Consider the following 24831-nt stretch of genomic DNA (forward strand, 5'->3'; position numbering starts at 1 on the left):
GGCCGCCCCCCCCCCCCCCCCCCCCACCCCCCCCCCCCCACCGCCCCCCCCCCCCCACCACCCCCCCCCCCCCCCCGGGGGGGGCGCGCCCCCCCCCCCCCCCGGGGGGGGGGCGGCCCCCCCCCCACGCCTTCCGTCGTGGTCGGGTTTGCAAGGAAGAGAGAACGATGGCTGCGCAGTCGGAACGGGTGCAGACACAGTCCCCGGAACCAACGAATTCCGTGGTGGCGTCGACAGACGAGTCCACCACCCCCGGTGCCGAGCGCACCCCGAGGAGGAGCGGCAGACCGTCGGACGGGCCCAGCGCGCTGTCCAGGTTCGCCCCCTACCTGCTGCTGCTGCCGGCCATCGCGGCGACCCTCGTCCTGCTGGTCTGGCCGTTGATCCAGACGGCCGTGGTGTCGTTCCAGAACCTCAACAGGCGGCAGTTCATCCAGCGCGCGACCGAGTGGAACGGCTTCACCAACTACACCGACCAGCTCGGCAGTTCGGAGTTCTGGACGATCACCCTGCGCACGGTGGTCTTCACGGCGGTCAACGTCGTGCTGATCATGGTGTTCGGCACGCTGGTCGGCCTGCTGCTCAACACCCTCGGCAAGCGGATGCGGCTGCTGCTCTCGGTCGGCCTGCTGCTGGCCTGGGCGATGCCGGTGGTCGCCGCGACCACCGTCTACACCTGGCTCTTCGACCAGAACTTCGGCGTCGTCAACTGGTTCCTGGACAAGCTGGGCTGGCACTCCATGGCCCACTTCAACTGGACCAGCGGCCAGTACTCCACCTTCTTCGTGATCATCCTGCTGATCGTGTGGCAGTCGGTCCCGTTCGTCGCGTTCAACATGTACGCGGGCCTGACCACGATCCCCAAGGAGCTCTACGAGGCCGCCCGCATGGACGGCGCCGGCTCGGCCAAGATCTGGAGCTCGGTGATCTTCCCGATCATGAAGCCGTTCCTCCTGGCCACGACCTTCCTCGAAGTCATCTGGGTGTTCAAGGCCTTCACCCAGGTCTACCTGATCAACAAGGGCGGACCGGACGGCCTGACCCGCACCCTGCCGGTGCACGCCTTCCTCGAAGGCATCGGGTCCCAGCACTTCGGTGTCGGCTCCGCGATCGCGGTGCTCACCATCCTGATGCTGTCCGCGCTGATGGCCTACTACTTCCGCATCATTCTCAAGCAGGAGGACGAGCTGTGAGGCGCTCGCTCATCGGACGCACCTGGCCGAACCTGATCGCGGTCGTCCTCTTCGTCTTCTTCATCTTCCCCGTCTACTGGATGTTCTCGACCTCGTTCAAGCAGAACAAGGACATCGTCAGCCGGGACCCCGTCTTCCTGCCGCTGAACGGCACGTTCGAGCACTTCGACCGGGCCGTGAACGTCCCGCACTTCTGGACGTACGTCACCAACAGCCTGATCGTCACCGTCGGCGCGGTGCTCGGCTCGCTGGTGATCGCCACCCTGGCCGCCTTCGCGATCGCCCGGATGCGCTTCCGCGGCCGCAAGAGCTTCGTCCTGGTCGTGATGGCCGCCCAGATGGCGCCCTGGGAGGTCATGATCATCGCGGCCTACCTGATCGTCCGCGACAACGAGATGCTCAACAGCCTGGTGCCGCTGACCGCCTTCTACCTGATGATGGTGCTGCCCTTCACGATCTGGACGCTGCGCGGCTTCATCGCCGCCGTGCCGAAGGAGCTGGAGGAGTCGGCCATGGTGGACGGCTGCACCCGCACCCAGGCCTTCGTGAAGGTGATCTTCCCGCTGCTGGCTCCCGGCCTGATGTCGACCTCGCTGTTCGGCTTCATCACCGCGTGGAACGAGTTCCCGCTGGTCAACATGTTGAACAAGAACGAGACGGCGCAGACCCTCCCGGTCTGGCTCTCCTCGTTCCAGACGGCGTTCGGCACCGACTGGGGCGCGACCATGGCCGCGTCCACCCTCTTCGCCCTGCCGATCCTGATCCTGTTCATCTTCCTGCAGCGCAAGGCGGTCAACGGACTGACCGACGGCGCCGTGAAGGGCTGAGTCAACGTGAGCATCCTCGTTCCCACCGTGCAGGACAGCGACCAGCTGCACCGCGACGCCCTGACCGTCCTCCAGCCCGGCTTCGTCGGCACCGAGCCGCCGGAGTGGCTGCGCCGCCACCTCGCCGCGGGCCTCGGCTCGGTCGCGCTGTTCGACCGCAACGTGGCCGACCTCGACCAGCTGTCCATGCTCACCCGGGCGCTGCGCGCCGAGAACCCGGACCTGCTGATCGCCATCGACGAGGAGAGCGGCGACGTCACCCGGCTGGAGGCGGGCTCCGGCTCGTCCTGGCCCGGCAACCTCGCGCTCGGCGCGATCGACGACCCGGCGCTGACCCGGGACGTCGCCCGCGAGCTGGGCCGGGCGCTGGCCGCGGCCGGCGTCAACTACAACTGGGCGCCCACCGCGGACGTCAACTCCAACCCGCGCAACCCGGTCATCGGCGTCCGCTCCTTCGGCGCCGACCCCGAGCTGTGCGCCCGGCACACCGCCGCCTGGGTCGAGGGCCTGCAGTCGGCCGGTGTGGCCGCCTGCTCCAAGCACTTCCCCGGCCACGGGGACACCGCGGTGGACTCGCACCACGGGCTGCCGGTCATCGACGTCGACCTGGACGTGCTGCGCGCCCGCGACCTGGTCCCGTTCCAGGCGGCGATCGCGGCCGGCACCAAGGCCGTGATGACCGCCCACATCATGATCCCGGCGCTGGACCCGAAGCTGCCCGCCACCCTGAGCCCGACCGTGCTGCGCGACCTGCTGCGCGCGGCCCCGGCCGACGGCGGCCTCGGCTACCAGGGCCTGATCGTCAGCGACGCGATCGAGATGGGCGCCATCGCCGACACCTTCGGGATGGGCGAGGGCACCGTGCTGGCCCTGGCGGCCGGCGCGGACGCGATCTGCGTCGGCGGCGGGCTCGCCGACGAGGAGACGGTGCTGATGCTGCGCGACGCCATCGTGGCGGGCGTGCGCTCCGGCCGGCTCGCCGAGGAGCGGCTGGCGGACGCCGCCGAGCGGGTCCGGTCGCTGGGCAGCTGGGGCCGGATCGCGGCCCAGGGCGAGCGGATCGAGCCGGACCTGGCGGTCGGCCTGCGGGCCGCGCGCCGGGCGCTCAGGGTGGTCCGGTCGCCGGGCCTGGTGGTGCCGCCGGTGAGCGAGCGCCCGTACGTGGCCTCGTTCTCGGACGAGCCGAACATCGCGGTCGGCGACGTCACCCCGTGGGGCGTGGCCGGCATGCTGGCCGACCGCTTCCCCGGCACCCGTACCCGCGAGGTGTCGGCGGCCGAGGCCGCGCCGGAGCTGCTGGACGCCCTGGTCGACGAGCTGGTGGCCGGGGCCGAAGGGCGTCGTCTGGTGCTGGTGGTCCGGGACGTGCACCGGCACGCGTGGATGTCCGCCGCGCTGGGCCGCCTGGTGGCGGCCCGGCCGGACGCCGCCGTGGTCGAGATGGGCCTGCCCCAGTCCGAGCCGGTCGGCGCGCTCCACATCGCCACCCACGGCGCCGCCCGGGTCTGCGGGCTGGCGGCCGTGGAGGTCCTCACCGGGCAGCCGGGAGCGGTCGGCTGAACCGATCGACGAGACGTCACCGGCCGTGTCCGGCAGGCGTCGGCCGACGGGCCCGTCATGCGCATGTCGCATGGCGGGCCCGCGCCGTTTCCCCGGCGTTGACCTGCGGGTTCGCCAAGTGACCGTGCTCCCTCAAGCAGGCCTTAAATCCACCTTAAGATCCACTTAGGGTGACGGAACGGCGACTGGCCGCCACGCGGTACAACAGCTCTGCAACGGCCCCCCCGAGTAAGGCTTTTGGTCGTTGACACCACCTATGGTCTAGGCCAGAGTCCAGTCATCCGGTTCGAGATTCAACCTCGCCGGATGTGGTATCGGCCCTCCCTGAAGCTCTTCGCCGCCCCCTGTCCGGACTCTCCGCCGCGGGCGCCAATCACGCTGCCGGCGGGCAACACGGCTCTACACCCCTCGGAGGATGGCGTGAAGAAGCGTCAGCTCATGTCGACGCTCGGGACCATGGCACTGGCGGTCGGCCTGACGGCCTGTTCCTCGTCCGCGAAGCCCGCGGGCGACGGCGGCGCGAGCGGCTCCGCGGACCCGAAGGCCGCCGGCGGCACCGTCACCGTCTGGCTGATGGACGACGCCCAGAAGAACTGGCCGGACCTGGTCCAGCGGGTCAACGACGAGTTCGCGGCGAAGTACCCGAACGTCAGCCTGAAGCTCACCTACCAGGGTTGGGCCGACAAGGTGGGCAGGCTCGACAAGGCCATCGCCGACGGCAACGCACCCGACGTGGTCGAGCTGGGCAACACCGAGACCATGAAGTACGTGCTCTCCGGCGCACTGGCCCCGGTGGACCGCAGCACCTTCGACAACTCCGACAGCTGGATCAAGGCGCTCGCCAACACCTGTACGTACCAGGACAAGCTCTGGTGCGTGCCCTACTACGCCGGCTCCCGCGTCGCCATCTACAACTCCGCCGCCTTCCAGCAGGCCACCGGCAGCGCCGACTTCCCGAAGACCGAGGCGGACCTGCTGGCCGCGCTGGACAGGATCGCGGACCGGAACAAGGCCGACAGGACCTTCTCCCCGCTCTACCTGCCCGGCCCGTACTGGTACGCCGCGATGAGCTACGTGGCCGGGTACGGCGGCAGCATCGCCAAGTTCGACAGCTCCGGCAACTGGCACGGCACCCTGCACGACCCCAAGTCCCAGCAGGGCATCAGCCACTTCGTCGACCTGGTGCGCAAGTACAACAAGGGCGACCTGGCGGTGAACGAGCAGAACCAGTTCGAGTCGATGGCCCGCGGGCACGCCGCGTCCTTCTACGGCAACGGCTACGAGGCGGCCAGCGTGACCGCGCCGGTCACCGGCGACCCGAGCATCAAGGACGCGGTCAAGGTGGCCACCATGCCCGGTCCGGACGGCAAGCCGCTGCCGACCTTCATCGGCGGCTCCGACCTCGCCGTCACCGCCAAGTCCCCGCAGGTGGCACTGGCCACCGACTGGATCCGGATGTTCACCAGCACCAAGTCGGAGCAGGCGCTGGCCGACAAGGACATCCTGCCGAACAACCTGACCCAGCTGAACCCGCTGAAGAACAAGCCGGCCACCGCCGCCGCGGCCAACGCCGTCCCGGACGCCTGGTTCACCCCGCTGGCCCCCGGCTGGGGCGCGGTCGAGAAGCAGAAGATCATCCCGGACATGCTGACCGCGATCCTCAAGGGCAAGTCGGTGGACCAGGCCACCAAGGAGGCCGACGCCGCGATCGACCAGCTGATCAACAAGCCGTCCTGACCTTCCGTCGAGCCCGTCGCGGTACGCCCCTGCCGCCTCCGGAGGGGCGTACCGGAGGGGCCTGACGGGGGAGCGCACGAGCGTGCGGACGGAGGTGCCCGGCGGCAGGTGCGCCCGTAGGATTGCGGGACGAAGAACCGCAGCGAGTGTGCGGACTCGCCGCCGTGGAGGTTCCCGCCGGGCAGCCGCCCGAGCGGGGTCGAACCGTCTCATCGGAGGCAGACCCAGATGTCCGACCCGCAGACCGTTCCCGGCCGGATCATGGCGGCGGAGATGGCCGAGCAGCCGGCCGTCCTCCAGCGCATCCTCGACGAGGGTGCCCCACAGATCCGCGAGGTCGCCGCGCAGATCGCCGCCCGCAACCCGCGCTTCGTCCTGCTCACCGCGCGCGGCACGTCCGACAACGCCGCGCTGTACGCCAAGTACCTGATCGAGATCCTGCTCGGCAAGCCGGCCGGCCTGACCTCGATGTCCACCACCACCGCGTACGGCGCCAAGCCGGACCTCACCGACGTCCTGGCCGTCACCGTCAGCCAGTCCGGCGGCTCGCCCGACCTGGTGGCCTCCACCAAGGCCGCCCGCGAGGCGGGCGCCATCACCCTTGCGGTGACCAACAACGCCGCCTCGCCGCTGGCCGAGGTCTCCGAGTTCCACATCGACGTGCTGGCCGGCCCGGAGAAGGCGCTGCCGGCCACCAAGACGTACACCGCCGAGCTGCTGGCGCTCTACCTGCTGGTCGAGGGCCTCGCGGAGGCGTGGGGGTACCCCCGGCCGAAGGCCGGGGGAGGATCGGCCGCCAGGGAGCTGCCCGGCCTGGCCGCCGGGGTGCTGGCCCGCAAGGACGAGGTGAAGGCGCTGGCCGAGCGCTACCGCTTCGCCCAGCGCCTGGTCATCACCTCGCGCGGCTACGGCTACCCGACCGCCCGCGAGGCGGCGCTCAAGCTGATGGAGACCACCTACATCCCGGCCACCCCGTTCTCCGGCGCCGACCTGCTGCACGGCCCGCTGGCCATGGTGGACAACGTCTCGCCGGTCATCGCGATCGTCCCGGACGGCAAGGGCGGAGAGGCCCTCCAGCCGGTGCTGGACCGCCTGCGCGGTCGCGGCGCGGACCTGATGGTGGTCGGCCGGCAGGAGCAGGTGGAGGCCGCCTCGGCGGGCTTCGTGCTGCCGGCCGGCGTGCCCGAGGAGGTGCAGCCGATCCTGGAGATCCTGCCGCTGCAGATGCTGGCCTACGAGGTCACCATCGCCCGCGGCCAGGATCCGGACGCCCCGCGCGCCCTGGCCAAGGTCACCGAGACGAGGTAGCCCGTTGGCATGCGAGCGGGCCCCCGGTCCACAGGCTGTGGACCGGGGGCCCGCTCCCTGAGCGGCGGAACATGGCTCCGGGGGCCGAAAACACTACGGGCCACGGCGCCGACACGGGACCCTCAACCCATGCGGCACCGCAGCCCGGAGCTGTCGTCGGGCGCCGGGCTCGATCGAGAACTGTGCGGGGTCCTCGATCTGCGGCGTCCGACCGAGGAGGGGTCGCGCGCGGTCAGGGCAGTTGCGCGAGAGCCTCTCCTTGGTGCCCTTCCATTGTGGACTAGACCAATCTAGGTTGTCCAGGCCTCTCGGAAAATTGGTCTAAACAACTCTCGGAGGCGGGCAGGCCCCGCCGGGCCTCCCACCAGGCCCCCGCGGGTCCGTCCGCCGGTCCGCCGCGCCCCGCCCGGACCGGCGGCGCTACGCTCGCAATGTGCCCTCGCTGAACGAACTCGTCCGCCGCCACACCACCCTCACCGGGGCCGACGTGGAATGGCTCCACCATCTGGTCTCGGAGTGGCAGCTGCTCTCCGACCTCTCCTTCGCCGACCTGGTGCTGTGGATCCCCACCTGGGACGGCATCCGCTACGTCTCGGTGGCGCAGATGCGGCCCAACACCGGACCCACCTCCTACCAGGACGACATGGTCGGCCACCTCGTCCCGCGCGGCCGCCGCCCGCTGCTGGACGCCGCCTTCGACGAGGGGCGGATCGTGCGCGAGGGCGACCCGGAGTGGCGCGAGGAGGTCCCGGTCCGGGTCGAGTCGATCCCGGTCCGGCGCGAGGGCAAGGTGCTGGGCGTGATCGCCCGCAACACCAACCTGCTGACCGTCCGCACCCCGAGCCGGCTGGAGCTCACCTACCTCCAGAGCGCCTCCGACCTGGCCCAGATGATCGCGGCCGGCTCCTTCCCCTACCCCGGCGTCGAGCAGGCCGACATGGACGCCGCCCCCCGGGTCGGCGACGGCCTGATCCGCCTGGACGCGGACGGCATCGTCACCTACGCCAGCCCCAACGCCCTCTCCGCCTACCACCGCCTCGGCCTCACCACCGACCTGGTCGGCAGCCACCTCGGCCGGGCCACCGCCGACCTCGCCCCGCCCTCCCGCTCGGCCGTCCACGAGGCGCTGGTGAAGCTGGCGAGCGGCTGGGCGCCCCGGCAGACCGAGGTGGAGGCGCAGGGGGGAGTGGTGACCCTGCGGGCGATCCCGCTCAAGCCCAAGGGCACCCTGACCGGTTCGCTGGTGCTCTGCCGGGACGTCACCGAGCTGCGCCGCCGCGACCGCGAGCTGATGACCAAGGACGCCACCATCCGGGAGATCCACCACCGGGTGAAGAACAACCTCCAGACCGTCGCGGCCCTGCTGCGGCTGCAGTCCCGCCGGATGGAGTCGGAGTCCGGCCGGGCCGCGCTGGACGAGGCGGTGCGCCGGGTCGGCTCGATCGCGATCGTGCACGAGACGCTCTCCCAGGCGCTGGACGAGCAGGTGGCCTTCGACGAGATCGCCGACCGGGTGCTGGCGATGGTGATGGAGCTGTCCCAGGACGGCCGGGTGGCGACCCGCCGCACCGGCAGCTTCGGCATCCTGTCCGCCGAGGTGGCCACCCCGCTGTCGATGGTGCTGACCGAACTGCTCCAGAACGCCCTGGAGCACGCGTTCGGCCCGACCGCCTCCGGGAACCTGGAGGTCAGCGCGCTGCGCGGGCGGGCCCCGGCGACCGGGAAGGGCTGGTCGGACAGCTGGAACGGCGGCGCCCGGCCGGAGGAGTACCTGCTGATCACGGTGCAGGACGACGGCCGTGGAATGCCGGAGGGGTTCGACCCGAAGACGGCGGGCAACCTCGGGCTGCAGATCGTCCGGACGCTGGCGACCGGTGAACTGGGCGGCACCTTCGACATGGTGGCCGGCCCGAACGGCGGAACGAAGGTGGTCCTGGAGATCCCGGTCCGCTGAGGCACTGGTTCGCGGAGGCTCCGGTTCGCTGAGAAGCTGCTGAGAATCCGTTGCGCGAAGGCGTACGGCGGGGGCGTGCGCTCGGCGGAAGCGCCGCGTGCACGCTCCACGCGCCGGAGTGCGGAAGCCGGAGCGCGAAAACAGAAACGAGGCCCTGTCGACCGGGGGGGTGGGTCGACAGGGCCTCTCAACCCGTTCCGGCCGTCGGGGGGAGTCGGCCGGAACGGGGGCTCTGGGTGGTGCGACACCTCGCCGGTGCGTTGCACACGGTGAGCGCCACAGCTCCACGATATTGCTCTAAGTGAACAGTATCAAGTGTCTGGGCGGGCTCGGTGTCGCGGGACCTGGCTGGGCAAGGTCCTTTGTGCGGAAGGCTTCACCAGGAGGTGCAGGGAAGCCTTTGATCATGTGTCGATCGGTACTGCGGTTCTGCCGGTGCTACGGCGTGTGATCGCTGGGCGATCAGGCGGTGCGGGCGCGGTTGCGGGCGGCGCGGCGCTTCATCGCGCGACGCTCGTCCTCGCTCATGCCGCCCCAGACGCCGGCGTCCTGGCCGGTCTCGAGCGCCCACTGGAGGCACTGCTCCATCACCGGACAACGGCGGCACACGGCCTTGGCTTCCTCGATCTGCAGCAGAGCAGGACCGGTGTTCCCGATCGGGAAGAACAGCTCCGGGTCCTCTTCGCGGCAGACAGCGCGGTGGCGCCAGTCCATGGTCGTCCAACTCCTCCTGCCGCGGGGGGTGGCCCGATCGGCATAATCGAATGGCTTGTGAATGTGAACGCTTTCACGAATCCCGCAACAGCAAAAGAGACCAAAGGCCCACCGGGCCCGGGTGGTCTGTGCTGGGGGGATTCGGCGATTCGAGGGGCACTCCGCGGTCGGCGCTCCTGTGGTTCCGGAGTTGCCGTCGCTGCGATGTGTCCCGATCGCCATGTAGAGGTTCGCAAACCTCGGGCTCGGATACAACCCCCTTCGGGGAGGAATTTTGGATTCTTCGGTGTCGCCTAGCTCACAGCCAGTACTTCTATGGAGTGAAGGGGGCTTGTGCGTTCGAGAAGAAGGGGGAAGCCCCATTCCAGTCACACAATCACACGCAGTGCCCGCCGTACGCCTGTGAAACTGACGCGACTCCTGTCTCCAAGATGGTCCCCGTCGACCTGGAACGGGGCCGGTTCCTCTGAAACCAAGGTGAAGTGTCTGACGTCGTGATAGGAGACGACGTGCCTCCCGGAAGGCCCGACCGGAGGGGCGCCGTCGCTCGAAGACGTGTACGACCGCAGGATCTGACGGACCGTTCGAGCCGTGCCGAACGCCGTCATCCGGGTGATGCCGAAGACGTCCAGATCCGTGTCGAAGGAGGCCAGCGGTGAGGGGTAGACCGGACGGTTGCCGAGGAAGGTCCAGGGCGAGGTGTTGCTGACTATCGACAGGACCAGGCCCGGAACCCGTTCGCGGCCCGGCAGCTCCAGGGAGATCGGGCCGGAGCGGCGCTGCTCACGCTGGGTGAAGTAGTGCCGGAGCGCCTGGCCGACGTATAGGGCGTGGGTGGACTTGCGCCCGGCCCGGCGCTGCTCCTCGACCCGGCCGACCACCCCGGCGTCGAAGCCGAGGCCGGCGGTGAAGGTGAACCAGCGGTCCGGCAGCCCGTCGGTCATCGCCTTGCCCAGCCCGATCGGCCGCTCCCGGCCGTGCTCCAGCGCGTCCAGCAGAGCGCCGGTGGCCTCCACCGGGTCGTTGGGCAGACCCAGCGCGCGGGCGAACACGTTGGTCGAACCGCCCGGCACCACGGCCAGTCGCGGGACCTTCTCGCCCGGGCCGTGCGCCAGCAGCCCGTTCACCACCTCGTTGACGGTGCCGTCCCCGCCCAGCGCCACCACCAGGTCGACCGTGCCGTCCTCCGACGCCTCGCGGGCCAGGTCGCGCGCGTGGCCCCGGTACCGGGTCTCGGCGACCTCCAGCTTGAGATCGCTGCGCAGCGCGTGGATCAGGACGTCCCTGGTCCGGCCACTGGTGGTGGTGGCCTTGTGGTTCACGACCAGGAGAGCGCGCATGGGGAAAGCCTACGGGTCGGTACGGACCAACCGGCGGCTACCCTGCTGGAGTGACCGCAGAAACCTCCGCACCCGCACCCTCGGCCGGCTCCGGCCGCCCGGCCTCCCTGACCCTGGGCGCCGCCATCACGGCCCTGGAGGGCGCCGCGCTGGCCGTCGTCGGCGTCTGGGACATGGTGGCCGCGCTGTCCGGCCAGGCCAAGCAGCTGGCCCTGAACGAGTTCGGTGGAGCGGTCATCGTGCTGCTCGGCGTGCTGCCGGTCCTGGCCGCCCTCGCGCTGCTCAAGGAGCGCCGCTGGGGCCGCAGTCCGGCGGTGCTGACCAACTCGATCTGCCTGCCGGTCGCCTACTACATGTTCCAGAGCGGCGGCGCGATGGTCGCGGTCGGCGTGCTGGTCGGCGTGCTCGGCCTGGTGGGCATCGGCTGCCTGCTGAACCCGAAGTCGACGGCGGCCCTGTACGCCCCGTCCGAGGACTAGGGGCGCACAGGGCCGCCGGGTGGCCGCACGGCCGCCGAGCCGGAGCTGGGCGGCCGTCAGTCCTACTCCTCCACCAGGAGCTTCTCCCGCAGCTGGGCCAAGGTCCGGGCGAGCAGCCGGGACACGTGCATCTGGGAGATCCCCACCTCGGCGGCGATCTGCGACTGGGTCATGTTCCGGAAGAACCGCAGCACCAGGATCTTCTGCTCCCGGGGCGGCAGTTGGGCCAGCAGCGGCTTGAGCGACTCGCGGTACTCGACGCCCTCCAGCGCCTCGTCCGTCGCGCCCAGGGTGTCCGCGACGGCCGGCGACTCGTCGTCGCTGTCCGGAACGTCCAGGGACAGCGTGGAGTACGCGTTGGCGGACTCCAGGCCCTCCAGGACGTCCTCCTCGGAGATCCCCAGGTGCTCGGCCAGCTCGTGCACCGTGGGGGAGCGGCCGTGCCGCTGGGAGAGCTCGCTGGTCGCCGTGGTGAGCGACAGCCGCAGCTCCTGGAGCCGGCGCGGGACGCGCACCGCCCAGCCCTTGTCGCGGAAGTGCCGCTTGATCTCCCCGACGATGGTCGGCGTCGCGTAGGTGGAGAACTCGACGCCGCGCTCGTGGTCGAAGCGGTCCACCGACTTGATCAGGCCGATGGTGGCGACCTGGGTGAGGTCGTCCAGCGGCTCGCCCCGGTTCCGGAAGCGCCGGGCCAGGTGCTCGACCAGCGGGATGTGCATCCGCACCAGCTGGTTGCGCAGCTCGACCCGCTCCGGGGAGCCCTCGGGCAGTGCGGACAGCCGGACGAACAGCGCGCGGGCGGCCTCCCGGTCCGGGGCGCCGGTGCGGTGCGAGCTCTGGGCGGGCACGGCGCCGTGCAGCTCGGCCTCGACCTCCTGGTCCGTCCCGTCCACCGGATCCGGCGGTGGCACGGAGGCAGGCGTCGGCTCGGACGTCGGCTCGGTGGGGTGGCTCATCCGGTGGGCGTCCTTCGGGTGCGCTTCGTCGTTGGCGGCGAGGCCGGGAACGCTCGCCTGGGTCGGTACGGCAGGTCCCGCCGTCGCGAGGCCGGTACGGTCCAGATCACTCACGGCCATTCCCCCGTTCCGTTCCGGGAGCACCGGGGCCGGTGGCCCCGGAATTGTCTCGTTGGTCGTACCGCCCGGGGGCGGTACCGGGAGCCGTCCGTCGGGCCCCGGGTCGGGGGAGCGGCGGACGGCCCTTGCGTGGGTGCTGCTCGGTCGTGCGGTTCGGTCCGGCGCCCGACTAGTGGGCGGGGGACCCGCCGCGCTTCTTGTGCAGGCTGATCGACACGGTCTTGTCCTCGCCGACCGAGGAGTCGACCTCGCCGGCCAGGGCGGAGAGCACCGTCCAGGCGAAGGTGTCCCGTTCGGGCGCCTTGCCGTCGGTGGTCGGGGCGGAGACGGTGACCTTCAACGAGTCGCCGACCAGCCGGAACTCGCAGGACAGTACGGAACCGGGCACCGCCTGCTGGAGCAGGATGGCGCAGGCCTCGTCGACCGCGATCCGCAGGTCCTCGATCTCGTCGAGCGTGAAGTCCAGCCGGGCCGCCAGCCCGGCCGTCGCTGTTCGCAGCACGGAGAGGTAGGCCCCTGCTGCGGGCAGCCGGACCTCCACGAAGTCCTGAACACCGAGATCGCCGTCGATCTGGGACACCCTTGCCTCCTGGGTGGCGCGCTGTGCTTTCTTGGTACCCCGCTTGTTACCGCTTGCTACCCCCGAAGGGGGCCCGGCGTCGCGGATCCGCCATCGCTCTGCCTTCCGCACCCCGGTTCGGGAGTTACTCATGGTAAGGCATTGCGACGCAGGGTGGCAGACCCTTTCCCCGGACTCCGGACGGCCGTTCAGCGCCGTCCGGCGGAGGCCAGCGCCTCGTCGGTGAGCCGGTACACCGTCCACTCGTCCATCGACACCGCGCCGATCGACTTGTAGAAGTCGATCGAGGGCTGGTTCCAGTCCAGGACCGACCACTCGACCCGGGAGTAGCCGCGCTCGACGGCGATCCGGGCGAGCTCCAGCAGCAGCGCCTTGCCGTGGCCGCCGCCGCGCGACTCCGGGCGGACGTAGAGGTCCTCCAGGTAGATCCCGTGGGTGCCGCGCCAGGTCGAGAAGTTGCGGAACCAGACCGCGAAGCCGACCGGCTCGCCGGTGGCGTCGTCCTCGGCGATCAGCCCGAACAGGGCCGGGTTCTCGCCGAACAGGGCCTCGCGCAGCTGCTCCTCGGTGGCCTTCGCCTCGTGCAGGGCCTTCTCGTACTCCGCGAGTTCGCGGATCATGGCGTGGATGACGGGGACGTCGGTGGCGACGGCGGTGCGGATCATGCCTGTGAGCCTACTGCTCGGGACCGGTCTCGTCCCAGGCCTGGACGGAGGTCTGGTCGACGATCCGGCCGTCCCGCAGCCCGGCCATCGAGGACATCAGCACCCGGACGCCGTCCGGGTAGCGGCAGGACTCCAGGAAGGCGACGTGGTCGCCCTGGACCACCACCTGTTCCAGCTTGTGGGTCATCTCGCGGCCGTAGATGTCGTCCAGCATGGCGCCGATCTCCTCCCGCCCGTGCATCACCAGGGGGTGGCTGGGCTGGGTCCTGCGATCGACCATGCGCAGTTCGGCGTCCTCCGCGTAGAGCGACAGGAGGGTCTCGGCGTCGCAGCGTTCGATGCCCTCGCGCAGTGCGCGGGTGTCGAAGGCGGTGGGTGCCGCCATGGTGGTCATGATCTCGCTCCTCCGGTCGGGTTCCGTCGGCTCGTACCTTGAGCGTACGCCCGGCCGCCCGTACCGGAGGGGCGGGATCCGGGCCGGTCAGCGGGCCGGCACGGTGCGCAGGTACTCGGCCAGCGCGCTGATCGCGGCCGGGTTGCGCGGGCTCTCCACCAGGTCGACGTAGTCCATGACGAAGATCCGGTCGTTCCTGATCGCGGAGACGTTCGCCAGCGCCGGGAAGGACTTGAGGAACTTCCGCTTCTCCTCGGCCCCGGGCGTCGCGTAGTCGTTGATCACGATCACCTCGGGGTCGCGCTGCACCACGCTCTCCCAGCCGGCCGTGACCCAGCTGTCGGTGAGGTCGCCCATCACGTTGGTCCCGCCGGCCCTGGCGATGATCTCGTTCGCGGCGGCGAACTTCCCGGCGGTGTACGGCTTGTCCTGCCCGCTGTCGTACAGGAAGACGGACGGACGGCGCTCGGGCTGCGGGACGGCGGCGATCTGCGCCTTGAAGTCGGCGATCAGCCTGTCGGCGCGGTCCTTGACGTCGAAGACCTCACCGAGGTTGGCCAGGTCGGTGTAGAGCGCCTCCAGCGGGTCCATCACGCCGCGCTCGGTGCCCTTGCCGCTGCGGCAGGACTCGCTGAGCACGTACGAGTCGATGCCGAGCGCCTTGAAGGCCTGCGGGGTGACGCCCCGGCCCTCGTCGAAGCCGTAGTGCCAGCCGGCGAAGACCAGGTCGGCCCTGGCGTCCAGCGCGATCTCCTTGGTGATCTCCTGCTTGGAGAGCCACGCCGTCTGCTGGTAGCCGTCCTTCCAGGCGACCTTGTCGATCCGCCCCTTGTCGTCGGGCATCACGTAGCCGGCCATCCGGTCGGCGAGGCCGAGCGAGAGCATCAGCTCGGTGATGCCGACGTCGTTGGTCACCACCCGGGCGGGCTTCCGGTCGAAGGTGAGCTCGTCGCCGCAGTTGCGCACGGTCACCGGGTAGTGGGCGGAGGCGGTGGCGGCCTCCTTCGGGGCGATCTCGGCGCCGCAGGCGGTGAGTCCGAGGACGAGCAGGGCGGTGGTGGCAACGGCCTTGGTGCGCACGGTGGTTCCTCTGGAGGGGGTGGGATCAGGCGGAGGGGTCGAGGCGGTCGAACAGCAGCTGGAGGGCGCCCGTCGCCGGGTGCCGCACCGGGGTGCCCCGGACGCCGAACACCTCGGCCAGCAGGGCGGGCCGGAGCACCTCGCCGGGTGGACCGGAGGCGACGATCCGGCCGGCCCGCAGCACGTACAGCAGGTCGCAGTGGCTCGCCGCCAGATTGAGGTCGTGCAGCGCGGTGAGCACCGTCGGACCGGCCTCGCGGGCGAGCGCCAGCACCTCCAACTGGTGCGCGATGTCGAGGTGGTTGGTGGGTTCGTCCAGCACCAGCAGGCGCGGCTCCTGGACCAGCGCGCGGGCGAACAGCACCCGCTGCTTCTCGCCCCCGGACAGGCTCAGGAAGCCCCGCTCGGCGAGGTGCCCGGCCCGGACCTTGCGCAGCGCCTCGGCGCAGCGCTCCTTGTCCCCCTCGGCCGGGGCGCCGAAGCCGCGGCGGTGCGGCAGCCGGCCCATGGCGACCACCTTGGCCACCGTGAAGTCGAACTCGGCGGAGTGCTCCTGGGTCAGCGCGGCCACCCGGCGGGCCGTCTCGCGGGCGGTGAGGGCGTGCAGGTCGTCGCCGGCCAGCCGGACCACGCCGCCGGCCGGCTTCAGCACCCGGTAGACGCAGCGCAGCAGGGTCGACTTGCCGCTGCCGTTCGGGCCGACCAGCCCGACCACCTGCCCGGCGGCGGCCGCCAGGCTCACCTCGTGGACCAGCCGGGTGCCGGCCAGCTCCACCGAGACGGCGTCGACGGCGAGGTCCTGGGCCTGCGACGGTCCGGTCGCGCCGGTCACCTCGGTCTCGTCGGTCATCGGGTGCCTCCGAAGGCCTGGCCGCGGCGGCGCATCATCACCAGGAAGGCGGGCACGCCGAGCACCGCGGTGAACACCCCGACGGGCAGTTCGGCGGGCGCCAGCAGGGTGCGCGAGGCGATGTCCACCCAGACCAGCAGCAGTGCCCCGGCGAGCGGCGCGATCACCAGCACCTGGCGGTGCCCCGCGCCGACCAGCATCCGTGCCAGGTGCGGCATCAGCAGCCCGACGAAGCCGATCGCCCCGCTGACCGCGACCACGGTGCCGGTGACGGCGGCGGTCACCACGAACAGCTCACGGCGCAGCCGGTCCGGGTCCACGCCGAGCGAGGCGGAGGTCTCGTCGCCCATGGCGAGCGCGTCCAGCCGCCCGGCGGCGCAGACCAGGTAGGCGAGGCCGGCCAGTACCGTGACGGCGGCGATCGGCACCTTGCCCCAGGTGGCGCCGCCGAGGCTGCCGAGCAGCCACATCATGGCGTCCCGGGCGGCCTCGCCGCGGTCGGCGGCGAAGACCATCAGGGTGGTGGTGGCGGAGAAGCCGTAGGACAGGGCGGTGCCGGTGAGCACCAGGCGCAGCGGGGTGAGCCCGTACGCGGTGCGGGCGGCGAGGTAGACCAGCGTCATGGCGGCCAGCGCGGAACCGAAGGCGGAGGCGGAGACCGCCCACACCCCGAGCGAGGCGAAGGCGCCGAACAGCAGCACGGCGTTGGCGCCGACGGCCGCGCCGGAGGAGATGCCGAGCACGAAGGGGTCGGCCAGCGCGTTGCGCACCAGTGCCTGGACGGCGACCCCGCAGGCGGCCAGCCCGGCGCCGACCACGGCGGCCAGCACGGTGCGCGGCAGCCGGATCTCCCAGACGATCGCGTACGCGGCCGCCTCGCCGGCGTCCAGCCGGCCGCCCGTCAGCCCGGCGCCCAGCAGCCGCAGCACGCGGGGCAGGCCGAGCCCGGAGGAGCCGAGGGCGACCCCGCAGACCAGCGAGAGCAGCAGCGCGGCGGCGAGGCCGGCGGCGAGCGGGACGACGGGTATTCGACGAGCGGGCGGGCCGACTGCACGGTTGACGGGTGCGCGGTTCACGGGTGCGCCTTGCCTCGGGCCGCGGGTGCGCCGGGGCGGGCGCCGGCCGGAGGCGTGCCGGGGCGCCGTTCCCCTCGCAGTCCGCGGCGAGTTGTCGGGAGGTCAGCGGCCGAGGGCGATCGGGCTGGCGCGGTCGTACGGGCTGGTACGGGCCGTGCTCACCGTTGCGGGTCAGCGCCGGATTCACACCGGACTTCCCCCTCGGACGCCCTGGCAGCATAACAGCCGCTCAGGGCAGGCAACCCTTACCGCGCCGGATCGGACGTGAACGCACGACCGCCCCCGTCCGGCGGCGCGGACGGGGGCGGTCGGGCGGCGGCGCGTCGGGGCGTCACCGCTCCGGCGTGACGGAGCGGCTGAGCGCCGTCGAGCAGGAGCCGCACCCGAACCGGGGCCTAAACCGACACCAAACGGTCCGTCAACTGGGCCTGGTGTCAAGATAGTTTGCTCTTCAGGCGGCTATGGCCGGATCATGAACCAGCGCAATCGCAGCGGGCTCGGGGCGGTCCGCGCCCGGGTCGCGGCCGTCCCCCGGTCCTGGGTGCCGGCGGCATCGGGCCTGGCCTGTCAGGTGATCGGCCTCCTGGACCTGTTGAACGCCGTCTTCCCGGGGTTCAGGCGCTCGCGCGTGCACGGCTGGCTGGGCGGCTTGCCCGGCGGCGTGACCACCCTGGCAGCGGTCGGATCGCTGACCAGCGGGCTGTTGCTGCTCCTGCTGGCCCACGCGCTGCGCCGACGCAAGCGCCGGGCCTGGCGGGCGGTGGTCGTGCTGCTGCCCGCGAGCGCGGTGCTGCACCTGCTGCACCGGCATCCGGCGGCCGCCGTGGTCCCGCTGGTCCTGCTGGCGGCGATCCTGGTCCACCGACGGGAGTTCTACGCCGCCGCCGACCCCGGGACCCGCCTGCGGGCGCCGGCGGGCCTGCTCGGCCTGGGCACGCTGAGTGTGCTGCTGGGGCTGGTCATCGTCAGCGTCCATCCGTCGAGCCAGAGCCCCGGCCCCACGCTCGCGGAGCGTCTGGAGCACGTGGTGTACGGCCTGGTCGGGGCCGAGGGACCGATCCGGTACGCCTCGGAGCGAGCCGCCGACCTGGTCGGCTGGTCGCTGGGCACGCTCGGTCTGCTGACCGCTCTCGCCACCGCCTACCTGGCGCTGCGCGCGGAGACGCCCGAGCCGGGGCTCGGTGCACGCGCTCTTCGAACGCCGCCCGGTCCGCCTCGGCGAGACCGTGGTGGTCCAGGGCAGCGGCCCGGTGGGCCTGGCCGCCGCCGCCCTGGCCCGGTTGTCCGGCGCCGCCAAGGTGGTACTGGTCGGTGGCCCGGAGCAGCGGCTGCGGCTGGCCGCGAAGGCCGGGATCGGGGACGTGCACATCGACATCGCCGGGGCCGCCGACCCGCAGCAGGTGCTCGCCGAGGTGCTGGCGGCCACCGGCGGGCACGGTGCCGACCTCGTCATCGAGTGTGCGGGCGTGCCGGCCGCGGTCGCCCAGGGGTTGTCCCTGGTCCGCCGCGGCGGCTCCTACCTGGTGATCGGCCAGTACACGGACGCCGGCGACACGATGCTGAACCCGCATCAGATCGTCCACCGGCAGCTGGACGTGGTTGGTTCGTGGGCGTTCTCCGGCGCTCACGTGATCGAGTACGTCAGGCTGCTTCCGGCGCTCACCGAGAGCTTCGACCTGGCGGGCCTGGTGACGGTCTTCCCGTTGGAGGCGCACGCCGAGGCACTCGCCAGGGTGGGCGACGGGTCGGTGATGAAGGCCGTGTTCGCCGGCTGAGCGCCGCGGCGGGCGGGGGCTCCCTGATCGGGGGTCCCCGCCCGCCGCTGTGCTCAGGCGTGCAGGGCCGGCTCCTGCGGGTGGGTGGACTGGTCTTCGGCGGGGGCGGCGCCCTGGCGCGGGGCGTCGATCAGGGTGAAGGCGACCACGGCGGCCGCGGCCAGGGCGGCCACCGCGCACCAGGAGGCGGTGGCGAAGCCGTGCACCGTCGCCCGGTCGGCGAAGTGCTCGGCGCCGAGGGCGGGCGCGTCGGCCAGGTGGGTGCTCGCCCAGCGGTGGGCGGCGCCGGCCGCCAGGGTGCTCAGCAGCGCGGTACCGAGCGCGCCGCCCACCTGCTGGGAGGTGGAGACCATGGCGGAGGCGACCCCCGCGTCGCGCGGCGCCACCTTGTGGGTGGCGAGGCTGGTCGCAGGCATGAACGCCGTTCCCATCCCGATCCCGAGCAGGACCTGCGCCGGGAGCACCAACGCCACGTACGAGCTGTCGGGGGTGAGCCGGGTGAGCAGCAGGATGCCCAGCGCCGAGGCCAGGAAGCCCGGGCCCATGAGCAGCCGGGGCGGGAGGCGGTTCATCAGCCGGGAGCCGATCTGGGTGGAGCCGGTCACCATGGCCACGATCATCGGCAGGAAGCTGAGGCCGGAGGCGACCGGAGAGTAGCCCTTGACCGTCTGCAGGTAGTAGGTGAGGAACAGGAAGAGGCCGAACATGCCGATCACGGCCAGACCGAGCGCGAGGTAGACCCCGCCCCGGTTGCGGTCGGTGACGACGCGCAGGGGCAGCAGCGGTGCCGCGGTGCGGCTCTCGACCAGGACGAACGCGCCGAGCAGCAGCACGGCCGCGACCAGCAGGGCGACGGTGGTGCGGGCGTGCCAGCCCTCGGTCTCCGCCCGCGAGAAGCCGAGTACGAGGGCGGACAGGCCGCTGGTGGCCAGCAGGACGCCCGGCACGTCGAGGCGGGGCGGTTCCGGGAGCCGGCCGGCGGGTTCGCGCACGACGGTCAGGGCGCCGATGATGCCCGCGGCGGCGAAGGGGAGGTTGACGAACAGTGCCCAGCGCCAGCTCAGGTACTCGGTGAGGACGCCGCCGAGGATCAGTCCCAGCGCGCCGCCGCCGCCGGAGACGGCGCCGTAGATGCCGAACGCCTTCGCCCGTTCGGCGGGCCGGTGGAACATCACGGACAGCAGCGACAGGGCGGCGGGCGCCAGCAGCGCGCCGAAGACGCCCTGCAGCGCGCGGGCGGCGAGCAGGGTGGCGGTGGAGACGGCCGCGCCGCCGAGGGCGGAGGCGCCGGCGAAGCCGATCAGGCCGATGGTGAACATCCGGCGCCGGCCCACGAGGTCGGCGATCCTTCCGCCGAAGAGCAGCAGTGAGCCGAAGGCCAGCGAGTAGGCGGTGATGACCCACTGGCGGTTGTCGTCGGAGAAGCCGAGGTCCTGCTGGGCGGAGGGCAGCGCGATGTTCACCACGGTGGTGTCGAGGACGACCATCAGCTGGGCCAGCCCGATGAACAGCAGCGCCTTCCAGCGCCGGGGGTCGGCCGGCGGGGCGAGTTCGGCGGGCTCGGTGTGCCGGGTGGGTTCGGTGTCCGGATCGTCCGGTGTCCGTGGCATGGCGTTCCCCCGCGGGAGTCGGTGGTGGACCCGGCTGTCGTGGGCTTGCGGCGCGGCCGGGTGGGGGCTCAGTGCGCCGCGGTGATGCCCAGTTCCGGCAGGATCGCGGACAGCGTCCGCACCGCGTCCTCCAGGGCCTGCCGGGCGCCGGCTCCCTCCCCCGCGGTGCGGGCGAGGATGCCCTCGCGCATGGCGAGCAGGGTCGCTGCGACGGCGCGCAGCGGGACGGCGGTGCGTGCCGTCGCCGGGCGGGAGCGTTCCAGCAGGCCCGCCAGGGCGTCGGTGACGGCGCGGTCGTGCTCGTGGAGGCGGTCGGCGAGCTGCGCGTCGCGGGCGGCGTGCGCCCGGAACTCCAGGAACAGCAGGATCCAGTTCCGCTCGACGGGGTCGACCTCCAGCAGCGAGCGGGCCAGTGCGTCGAGCCGGCCGTGCGCGGGCGCGTCGAGCAGCCGTTCCAGCTGGTCGAGGCGGTTGGCGGCGTGCTGGTCGAACAGCGCCAGGACGAGGTCGTCCTTGCTGGAGAAGTTGGAGTAGAACGCGCCGCGGGTGTAGCCGGCGGCGGCGCAGACGTCCTCGATGGTGGCCTGGGCGTGGCCGCGCTCGACGATGACCCGGCCGGCGGCCTCCAGCAGGCGGGCGCGGGTGTGCACCCTGCGGCGGGGCGGGCGGGCATCGGGGCTGGGTGTGCTCACCCGGCTGACGATGCATCACGTATTTAATACGCACCATATTGAACGGTGGGCGCGGCGGGGCGCGCCCGTGCCCGTCGGTGGTGGGTGAACGGGCGTGTGGTGCGCGGGTGTTGGGGTGCCGGCGCGGGGGCGGGTGGAGGTGCGGGAGTGCCCGCATGTCACCCTCCCCGCGTCCCGAAACGGAGGAGCCCCTCACCCCGGAAGGGGGTGAGGGGCTCCTCGTGCTCACGATCGTTCGGGTGACGAGCGGGTGATGACCTCGGGTTTCACCCTGCGTCGCGGTGCGTCGTGCTGCACCCGAACGGCATCGGCCATCGGCGCTCCCGGTCGGGATGGCGCCGGAAGGCCGCGTCGGGCTCAGGCCTGCTTGGTCTCCCAGAAGATCTTGTCGACCTCGGCGATCAGGTCCAGCAGGGCCTGGCCGGTGGCCGGGTCGGTGGACGCCTTGGCGGCCGAGGCGGCCTTCAGGGTGTCGTTGATCAGCTGGTGCAGCTGCGGGTACTTCTCGAAGTGCGGGGCCTTGAAGTAGTCGCTCCACAGCACCGAGATGTGGTGCTTGACGGCCTCGGCGCGCTGCTCCTTGATGATGATGGCGCGGGCGCGGAAGTGCGGGTCCTCGTTGGCCTGGTACTTCTCCTGGGTGGCCTTGACCGACTCGGCCTCGATCCGGGCCTGCGCCGGGTCGTACACGCCGCAGGGCAGGTCGCAGTGGGCGTGGGCGGTGGCGCGCGGTGCAAACAGACGAGAGAACATGGGAGTCCTTCCTTAGATCGTCTTCCCGCGCCCGAGATTACCCTTCCGCCCTCCCGGTTTCGCGATCGGGCGGTGGGCCTAGGGCAAAAGGCGGACCTGGAAACGGGGCATTCGGGACATCGAACGGGTGACGGTCCGTACGGCAGACTGGGGGCGGGCGGATCGGAGGAGGAGTCGTGGCGCGGAGCACGCGGCCGGAGGATGCCGGAGCCGGGAGGCAGGGCCGGGACGGTGGCGCGCTGCCGTTCGGGCTGGTCGACGTGGCGGGGCCGTCGATGGTCCCGACCCTGCGCGAGGGCGACCAGCTGCTGGTCCGCTACGGCGCGCCGATCCGGCCGGGCGCGGTGGTGGTCTTCCGCCACCCGTTCCAGCAGGACCTGCTGGTGGTGAAGCGGGCCGCCGAGCGCCGGGCCAAGGGCTGGTGGCTGCTCTCCGACAACCGTCCGGTGGACAGCGACAGCCGCAGTTACGGCGCAGTCCCGGACGAGCTGGTGCTCGGCCGGGCGCTGCTGCGGCTGCGCCCGAGCCCGGCCTGGCTGGCGCCGGGGCGACGCCTGGAGCGGCTGCTGCTCGCCCCGCGGCTGGCCCGGGTGCCGGGCCTGGCCCGCCGGCTCGGCGTCTGGGTGGAAGAGGTCTAGGACCGGCTAGGCGCGGGCCGCGGCTTCCGCCTCCTGGCGCTTGCGGGCCCGGTAGGCGGCCACGTTGGCGCGGGTCGCGCAGCGGTCCGAGCAGTAGCGGCGGGAGCGGTTGGTCGAGGTGTCCAGGTAGGCGTTGCGGCAGGGCGCGGCCTGGCAGATGCCCAGGCGGTCGGCGCCCAGCTCGGTCAGGTGGACGGCCAGGCCCATGCAGGCGACCGCGCTGAAGTGCGCGGTGGCGGTCGGCGAGTTGTCGGCCAGGTGCAGGTGCCAGCGCGGCCGTCCGGCGTCGTCCAGGTGGTCGTGCCCGGAGATCAGCGGGCTGACGGGGTACTCCATCAGCAGGCTGTTCAGCAGGTCGACCCCCCGGGTCTCGTCCCCTTCGGCGGCGGCCTCGAAGACCCCGCGCAGCCGGGTCCGCACCGCCCGCAGCCGGGGCAGGTCGGACTCGTCGGCGAGGGCGGCGGCCCGCGAGGAGTCGGAGAACAGGGCACGCACCGCCTCCACGGAGGTCAGAGTGTCGGTGCCGCGCTCGGGCTCCTCGGTGTTCACCAGCCGAACGGCGAGATCGGCGTAGGCGGCGAGCTCCACAGGGGTCCTTCCAGAATTCGGTAACGGGCTGACTGCCTCCAGCCTATTACCCGTGCGGGGCTCCAGCCGCTTTTTCCTGGCGGGAAGGCGTCGGCGCCCGGCAGGACGGACCTGTCGGGCGCCGACGGTACGGGCTCAGAGCACCTTGGACAGGAAGGCCCTGGTGCGCTCGTGCTGGGGGTTGGTGAGCACCTCGCGGGGGTTGCCGGACTCGACCACCACCCCGCCGTCCATGAACACCAGCGCGTCGCCGACCTCGCGGGCGAAGCCCATCTCGTGGGTGACGACCACCATGGTCATGCCCTCCTCGGCGAGGCCGCGCATGACGTCGAGGACGTCGCCGACGAGCTCCGGGTCGAGCGCGGAGGTGGGCTCGTCGAAGAGCATCAGCTTGGGCTTCATGGCCAGCGCGCGGGCGATCGCCACGCGCTGCTGCTGGCCGCCGGAGAGCTGCGAGGGGTAGTTCCTCGCCTTGTCGGCGAGGCCGACCCGCTCCAGCAGGGCCATCCCGCGCTCGCGGGCGTCGGCCTTGCTCTCACCCTTGACCTGGACCGGCGCCTCCATGACGTTCTCGATGGCGGTCATGTGCGGGAACAGGTTGAAGCGCTGGAAGACCATGCCGATGTCGCGCCGCTTGAGGGCGACCTCGCGGTCCTTGAGCTCGTGGAGCTTGTCGCCCTTCTGCCGGTAGCCGACCAGCTCGCCGTCCACCCAGAGGCGGCCGCCGTTGATCTTCTCCAGGTGGTTGATGCACCGCAGGAAGGTGGACTTGCCGGAGCCGGACGGGCCGATCAGGCAGAACACCTCGCCCTGCCTGACCTCCAGGTCGATGCCCTTGAGCACCTCGACCATGCCGTAGGACTTGTGCACGTTCTCGGCGCGGACCATCGGCTCGGCGGACGCGCCGGCGCCGGCGGGGGTCTTGGTCAGATCGGTCATACGTGACCACCTCCCTCGAGCCCCGGGACGACGTCGGCGTTCGTCCTGGGGGCGGGCTTCCCGGCGAACAGGCCCCGCAGCCGCTGCAGCGGGGTGGGCGGGAGGGTGCGGTTGGAGCCTCGGGCGTAGTGGCGCTCGATGTAGTACTGGCCGATGGTCAGCACCGAGGTGAAGAAGAGGTACCAGATGCTGACCACGATCAGCAGCGGGATGTTCTGGTAGTTCCGGGAGTAGATGACCTGGCCGGCCCGGAAGATCTCCTCCAGGGAGATCACGGAGACCAGCGAGGTGGTCTTGAGCATCGAGATGGTCTCGTTGCCGGTCGGCGGGATGATCACCCGCATGGCCTGCGGCAGGACGATCCGGCGCATGGTCTGGAACCGGCTCATGCCGAGGGCGTGCGAGGCCTCGGCCTGGCCCTCGTCCACCGACTGGATGCCGCCGCGGACGATCTCCGCCATGTAGGCGGCCTCGTTGAGGCCGAGGCCCAGCAGCGCGGCGACGAAGGTCGGGATCAGCACGTTGGTCTGCTCGGACCAGAACTCCGGCCCCCACGGGACGCCGATCGACAGCTTGGCCCAGATCAGGCCGAGGAAGTTCCAGAACACCAGCTGCACCAGCACCGGGGTGCCGCGGAAGATCCAGATGTAGACCCAGGCGACGCCGGCCAGCAGCGGGTTCGGGGACAGCCGCATCACCGCGAGGATGATGCCGCCGACCACACCCATGAGCATGGCGAGCGCAGTCAGCTCCAGCGTCACCAGCAGGCCGTGCATGATGCTGTCGTGGAACAGGTACTGACCGACGATGTCCCACTTGAAGGCGGGGTTGGTGAAGAGGGCGCTCAGCAGCATCGCTCCGAGTACGGCGATGACGACTGCGCCCGCCCAGCGTCCGGGGTGGCGGACCGGGACGGCCTTGATGGTCTCAGGCCGCCCCTTCTCCGCCGTCCCCTTGTCCAAAGAGTTCACGGTGTGGCCTCGGGGGAGAAGGTGAAGCGTAC

At 71.7% G+C, this 24831-nt stretch carries 24 protein-coding genes, 1 pseudogene and 1 riboswitch; of the genes and pseudogenes, 10 read left to right on the forward strand and 15 right to left on the reverse strand.

All coding sequences use genetic code 11. From position 1 onward, the window contains the following. Window positions 1–167: 167 nt before the first annotated feature. The 6 genes from ACIRRH_RS05115 (at window position 168) to ACIRRH_RS05140 (ending at window position 8579) form a co-directional block, all read left to right on the forward strand. Window positions 168–1193 (forward strand): carbohydrate ABC transporter permease, encoded by a 1026-nt coding sequence (locus tag ACIRRH_RS05115; protein WP_403061949.1) that lies wholly within the window; start codon window positions 168–170, stop codon window positions 1191–1193. After that, on the forward strand, window positions 1190–2020 hold the full coding sequence (locus ACIRRH_RS05120; RefSeq protein ID WP_403061952.1) for a carbohydrate ABC transporter permease: 831 nt from the start codon (window positions 1190–1192) through the stop codon (window positions 2018–2020). Before ACIRRH_RS05115 ends, ACIRRH_RS05120 begins: the two co-directional genes overlap by 4 nt. Window positions 2021–2026: 6 nt before the next feature. After that, window positions 2027–3580, forward strand: coding sequence for a glycoside hydrolase family 3 protein (locus tag ACIRRH_RS05125; RefSeq protein WP_403061955.1), 1554 nt, complete (start codon window positions 2027–2029; stop codon window positions 3578–3580). A gap of 438 nt (window positions 3581–4018) precedes the next feature. Continuing rightward, window positions 4019–5317: an extracellular solute-binding protein gene (locus ACIRRH_RS05130; RefSeq protein WP_403062425.1), complete on the forward strand. Its 1299-nt coding sequence runs from the start codon at window positions 4019–4021 to the stop codon at window positions 5315–5317. A 228-nt stretch (window positions 5318–5545) separates the two neighbouring features. Continuing rightward, window positions 5546–6625, forward strand: a complete 1080-nt coding sequence (locus ACIRRH_RS05135) for an SIS domain-containing protein (RefSeq protein ID WP_403061958.1) — start codon at window positions 5546–5548, stop codon at window positions 6623–6625. A 433-nt stretch (window positions 6626–7058) separates the two neighbouring features. Further along, window positions 7059–8579, forward strand: coding sequence for a sensor histidine kinase (locus ACIRRH_RS05140; protein WP_224280720.1), 1521 nt, complete (start codon window positions 7059–7061; stop codon window positions 8577–8579). Between the two features lie 462 nt (window positions 8580–9041). Here ACIRRH_RS05140 and ACIRRH_RS05145 read toward each other — a convergent pair whose 3' ends face one another. Both ACIRRH_RS05145 and ACIRRH_RS05150 read right to left on the reverse strand, forming a co-directional pair. Next, window positions 9042–9293 carry a WhiB family transcriptional regulator gene (locus ACIRRH_RS05145; protein ID WP_014138019.1) on the reverse strand — a complete coding sequence of 84 codons (252 nt, stop codon included), beginning with the start codon at window positions 9291–9293 and terminating at the stop codon, window positions 9042–9044. A 368-nt stretch (window positions 9294–9661) separates the two neighbouring features. Next, complete coding sequence (locus ACIRRH_RS05150; protein WP_403061961.1) at window positions 9662–10633, reverse strand: diacylglycerol/lipid kinase family protein; 972 nt, start codon at window positions 10631–10633, stop codon at window positions 9662–9664. Window positions 10634–10683: 50 nt separating this feature from the next. Between ACIRRH_RS05150 and ACIRRH_RS05155 the strand changes: the two genes are divergently transcribed. Beyond that, entirely contained in the window at window positions 10684–11112 is a 429-nt protein-coding gene (locus tag ACIRRH_RS05155; RefSeq protein WP_363382554.1) for a hypothetical protein, read from the forward strand. A 62-nt stretch (window positions 11113–11174) separates the two neighbouring features. On the opposite strand, the gene ACIRRH_RS05160 is transcribed toward ACIRRH_RS05155, so the two are convergent. The 7 genes from ACIRRH_RS05160 to ACIRRH_RS05190 all read right to left on the reverse strand — a co-directional run bounded on the left by ACIRRH_RS05160 (window position 11175) and on the right by ACIRRH_RS05190 (window position 16833). Then, a complete protein-coding gene (locus ACIRRH_RS05160) occupies window positions 11175–12188 on the reverse strand; it encodes an RNA polymerase sigma factor SigF (RefSeq protein WP_403061965.1) in 1014 nt (337 codons plus the stop codon). 169 nt (window positions 12189–12357) lie between these two features. Continuing rightward, window positions 12358–12768, reverse strand: a complete 411-nt coding sequence (locus ACIRRH_RS05165) for an anti-sigma regulatory factor (RefSeq protein ID WP_403061967.1) — start codon at window positions 12766–12768, stop codon at window positions 12358–12360. A 188-nt stretch (window positions 12769–12956) separates the two neighbouring features. Continuing rightward, complete coding sequence (locus ACIRRH_RS05170; RefSeq protein ID WP_403061970.1) at window positions 12957–13433, reverse strand: GNAT family N-acetyltransferase; 477 nt, start codon at window positions 13431–13433, stop codon at window positions 12957–12959. Between the two features lie 10 nt (window positions 13434–13443). Beyond that, entirely contained in the window at window positions 13444–13827 is a 384-nt protein-coding gene (locus ACIRRH_RS05175; RefSeq protein ID WP_363382562.1) for a nuclear transport factor 2 family protein, read from the reverse strand. Between the two features lie 87 nt (window positions 13828–13914). Beyond that, a complete protein-coding gene (locus ACIRRH_RS05180) occupies window positions 13915–14907 on the reverse strand; it encodes an ABC transporter substrate-binding protein (protein WP_403061974.1) in 993 nt (330 codons plus the stop codon). A 25-nt stretch (window positions 14908–14932) separates the two neighbouring features. Then, a complete protein-coding gene (locus tag ACIRRH_RS05185) occupies window positions 14933–15757 on the reverse strand; it encodes an ABC transporter ATP-binding protein (protein WP_403061977.1) in 825 nt (274 codons plus the stop codon). Then, window positions 15754–16833: a FecCD family ABC transporter permease gene (locus ACIRRH_RS05190; RefSeq protein ID WP_403061980.1), complete on the reverse strand. Its 1080-nt coding sequence runs from the start codon at window positions 16831–16833 to the stop codon at window positions 15754–15756. Before ACIRRH_RS05190 ends, ACIRRH_RS05185 begins: the two co-directional genes overlap by 4 nt. A gap of 92 nt (window positions 16834–16925) precedes the next feature. Next, window positions 16926–17075: riboswitch (cobalamin riboswitch) on the reverse strand. A gap of 230 nt (window positions 17076–17305) precedes the next feature. On the opposite strand from ACIRRH_RS05190, the pseudogene ACIRRH_RS05195 reads away from it, so the two are divergent. Then, window positions 17306–17962 (forward strand): annotated as a pseudogene (locus ACIRRH_RS05195) (hypothetical protein); the annotation flags it as partial. Between the two features lie 52 nt (window positions 17963–18014). After that, window positions 18015–18608, forward strand: a complete 594-nt coding sequence (locus ACIRRH_RS05200; protein ID WP_403061983.1) for a zinc-binding dehydrogenase — start codon at window positions 18015–18017, stop codon at window positions 18606–18608. Window positions 18609–18661: 53 nt separating this feature from the next. Here the strand turns inward: ACIRRH_RS05200 and ACIRRH_RS05205 are convergent, their stop codons facing one another. The 3 genes from ACIRRH_RS05205 to sodN all read right to left on the reverse strand — a co-directional run bounded on the left by ACIRRH_RS05205 (window position 18662) and on the right by sodN (window position 21663). Continuing rightward, window positions 18662–20218 (reverse strand): MFS transporter, encoded by a 1557-nt coding sequence (locus ACIRRH_RS05205; protein WP_403061986.1) that lies wholly within the window; start codon window positions 20216–20218, stop codon window positions 18662–18664. Window positions 20219–20286: 68 nt separating this feature from the next. Continuing rightward, a complete protein-coding gene (locus tag ACIRRH_RS05210) occupies window positions 20287–20910 on the reverse strand; it encodes a TetR/AcrR family transcriptional regulator (protein ID WP_403061989.1) in 624 nt (207 codons plus the stop codon). Window positions 20911–21267: 357 nt separating this feature from the next. Then, window positions 21268–21663, reverse strand: coding sequence for a superoxide dismutase, Ni (gene sodN / locus ACIRRH_RS05215; protein WP_224280729.1), 396 nt, complete (start codon window positions 21661–21663; stop codon window positions 21268–21270). Between the two features lie 275 nt (window positions 21664–21938). On the opposite strand from sodN, the gene sodX reads away from it, so the two are divergent. After that, window positions 21939–22301 carry a nickel-type superoxide dismutase maturation protease gene (sodX, locus tag ACIRRH_RS05220; RefSeq protein ID WP_263455005.1) on the forward strand — a complete coding sequence of 121 codons (363 nt, stop codon included), beginning with the start codon at window positions 21939–21941 and terminating at the stop codon, window positions 22299–22301. 6 nt (window positions 22302–22307) lie between these two features. Here sodX and ACIRRH_RS05225 read toward each other — a convergent pair whose 3' ends face one another. From ACIRRH_RS05225 to ACIRRH_RS05235, 3 genes are all read right to left on the reverse strand, one after another. Continuing rightward, window positions 22308–22889, reverse strand: coding sequence for a CGNR zinc finger domain-containing protein (locus ACIRRH_RS05225; protein WP_403061992.1), 582 nt, complete (start codon window positions 22887–22889; stop codon window positions 22308–22310). A 135-nt stretch (window positions 22890–23024) separates the two neighbouring features. Continuing rightward, window positions 23025–23828, reverse strand: coding sequence for an amino acid ABC transporter ATP-binding protein (locus ACIRRH_RS05230; RefSeq protein WP_403061995.1), 804 nt, complete (start codon window positions 23826–23828; stop codon window positions 23025–23027). Further along, the gene (locus ACIRRH_RS05235; RefSeq protein WP_403061998.1) at window positions 23825–24799 is read right to left on the reverse strand and encodes an amino acid ABC transporter permease; all 975 of its coding nucleotides are present in this window, start codon (window positions 24797–24799) and stop codon (window positions 23825–23827) included. The genes ACIRRH_RS05230 and ACIRRH_RS05235 overlap by 4 nt, the downstream gene beginning before the upstream one ends. Window positions 24800–24831 lie beyond the last annotated feature (32 nt).

The sequence above is a fragment of the Kitasatospora sp. NPDC101235 genome (assembly GCF_044767505.1).
Classification (GTDB): domain Bacteria; phylum Actinomycetota; class Actinomycetes; order Streptomycetales; family Streptomycetaceae; genus Kitasatospora.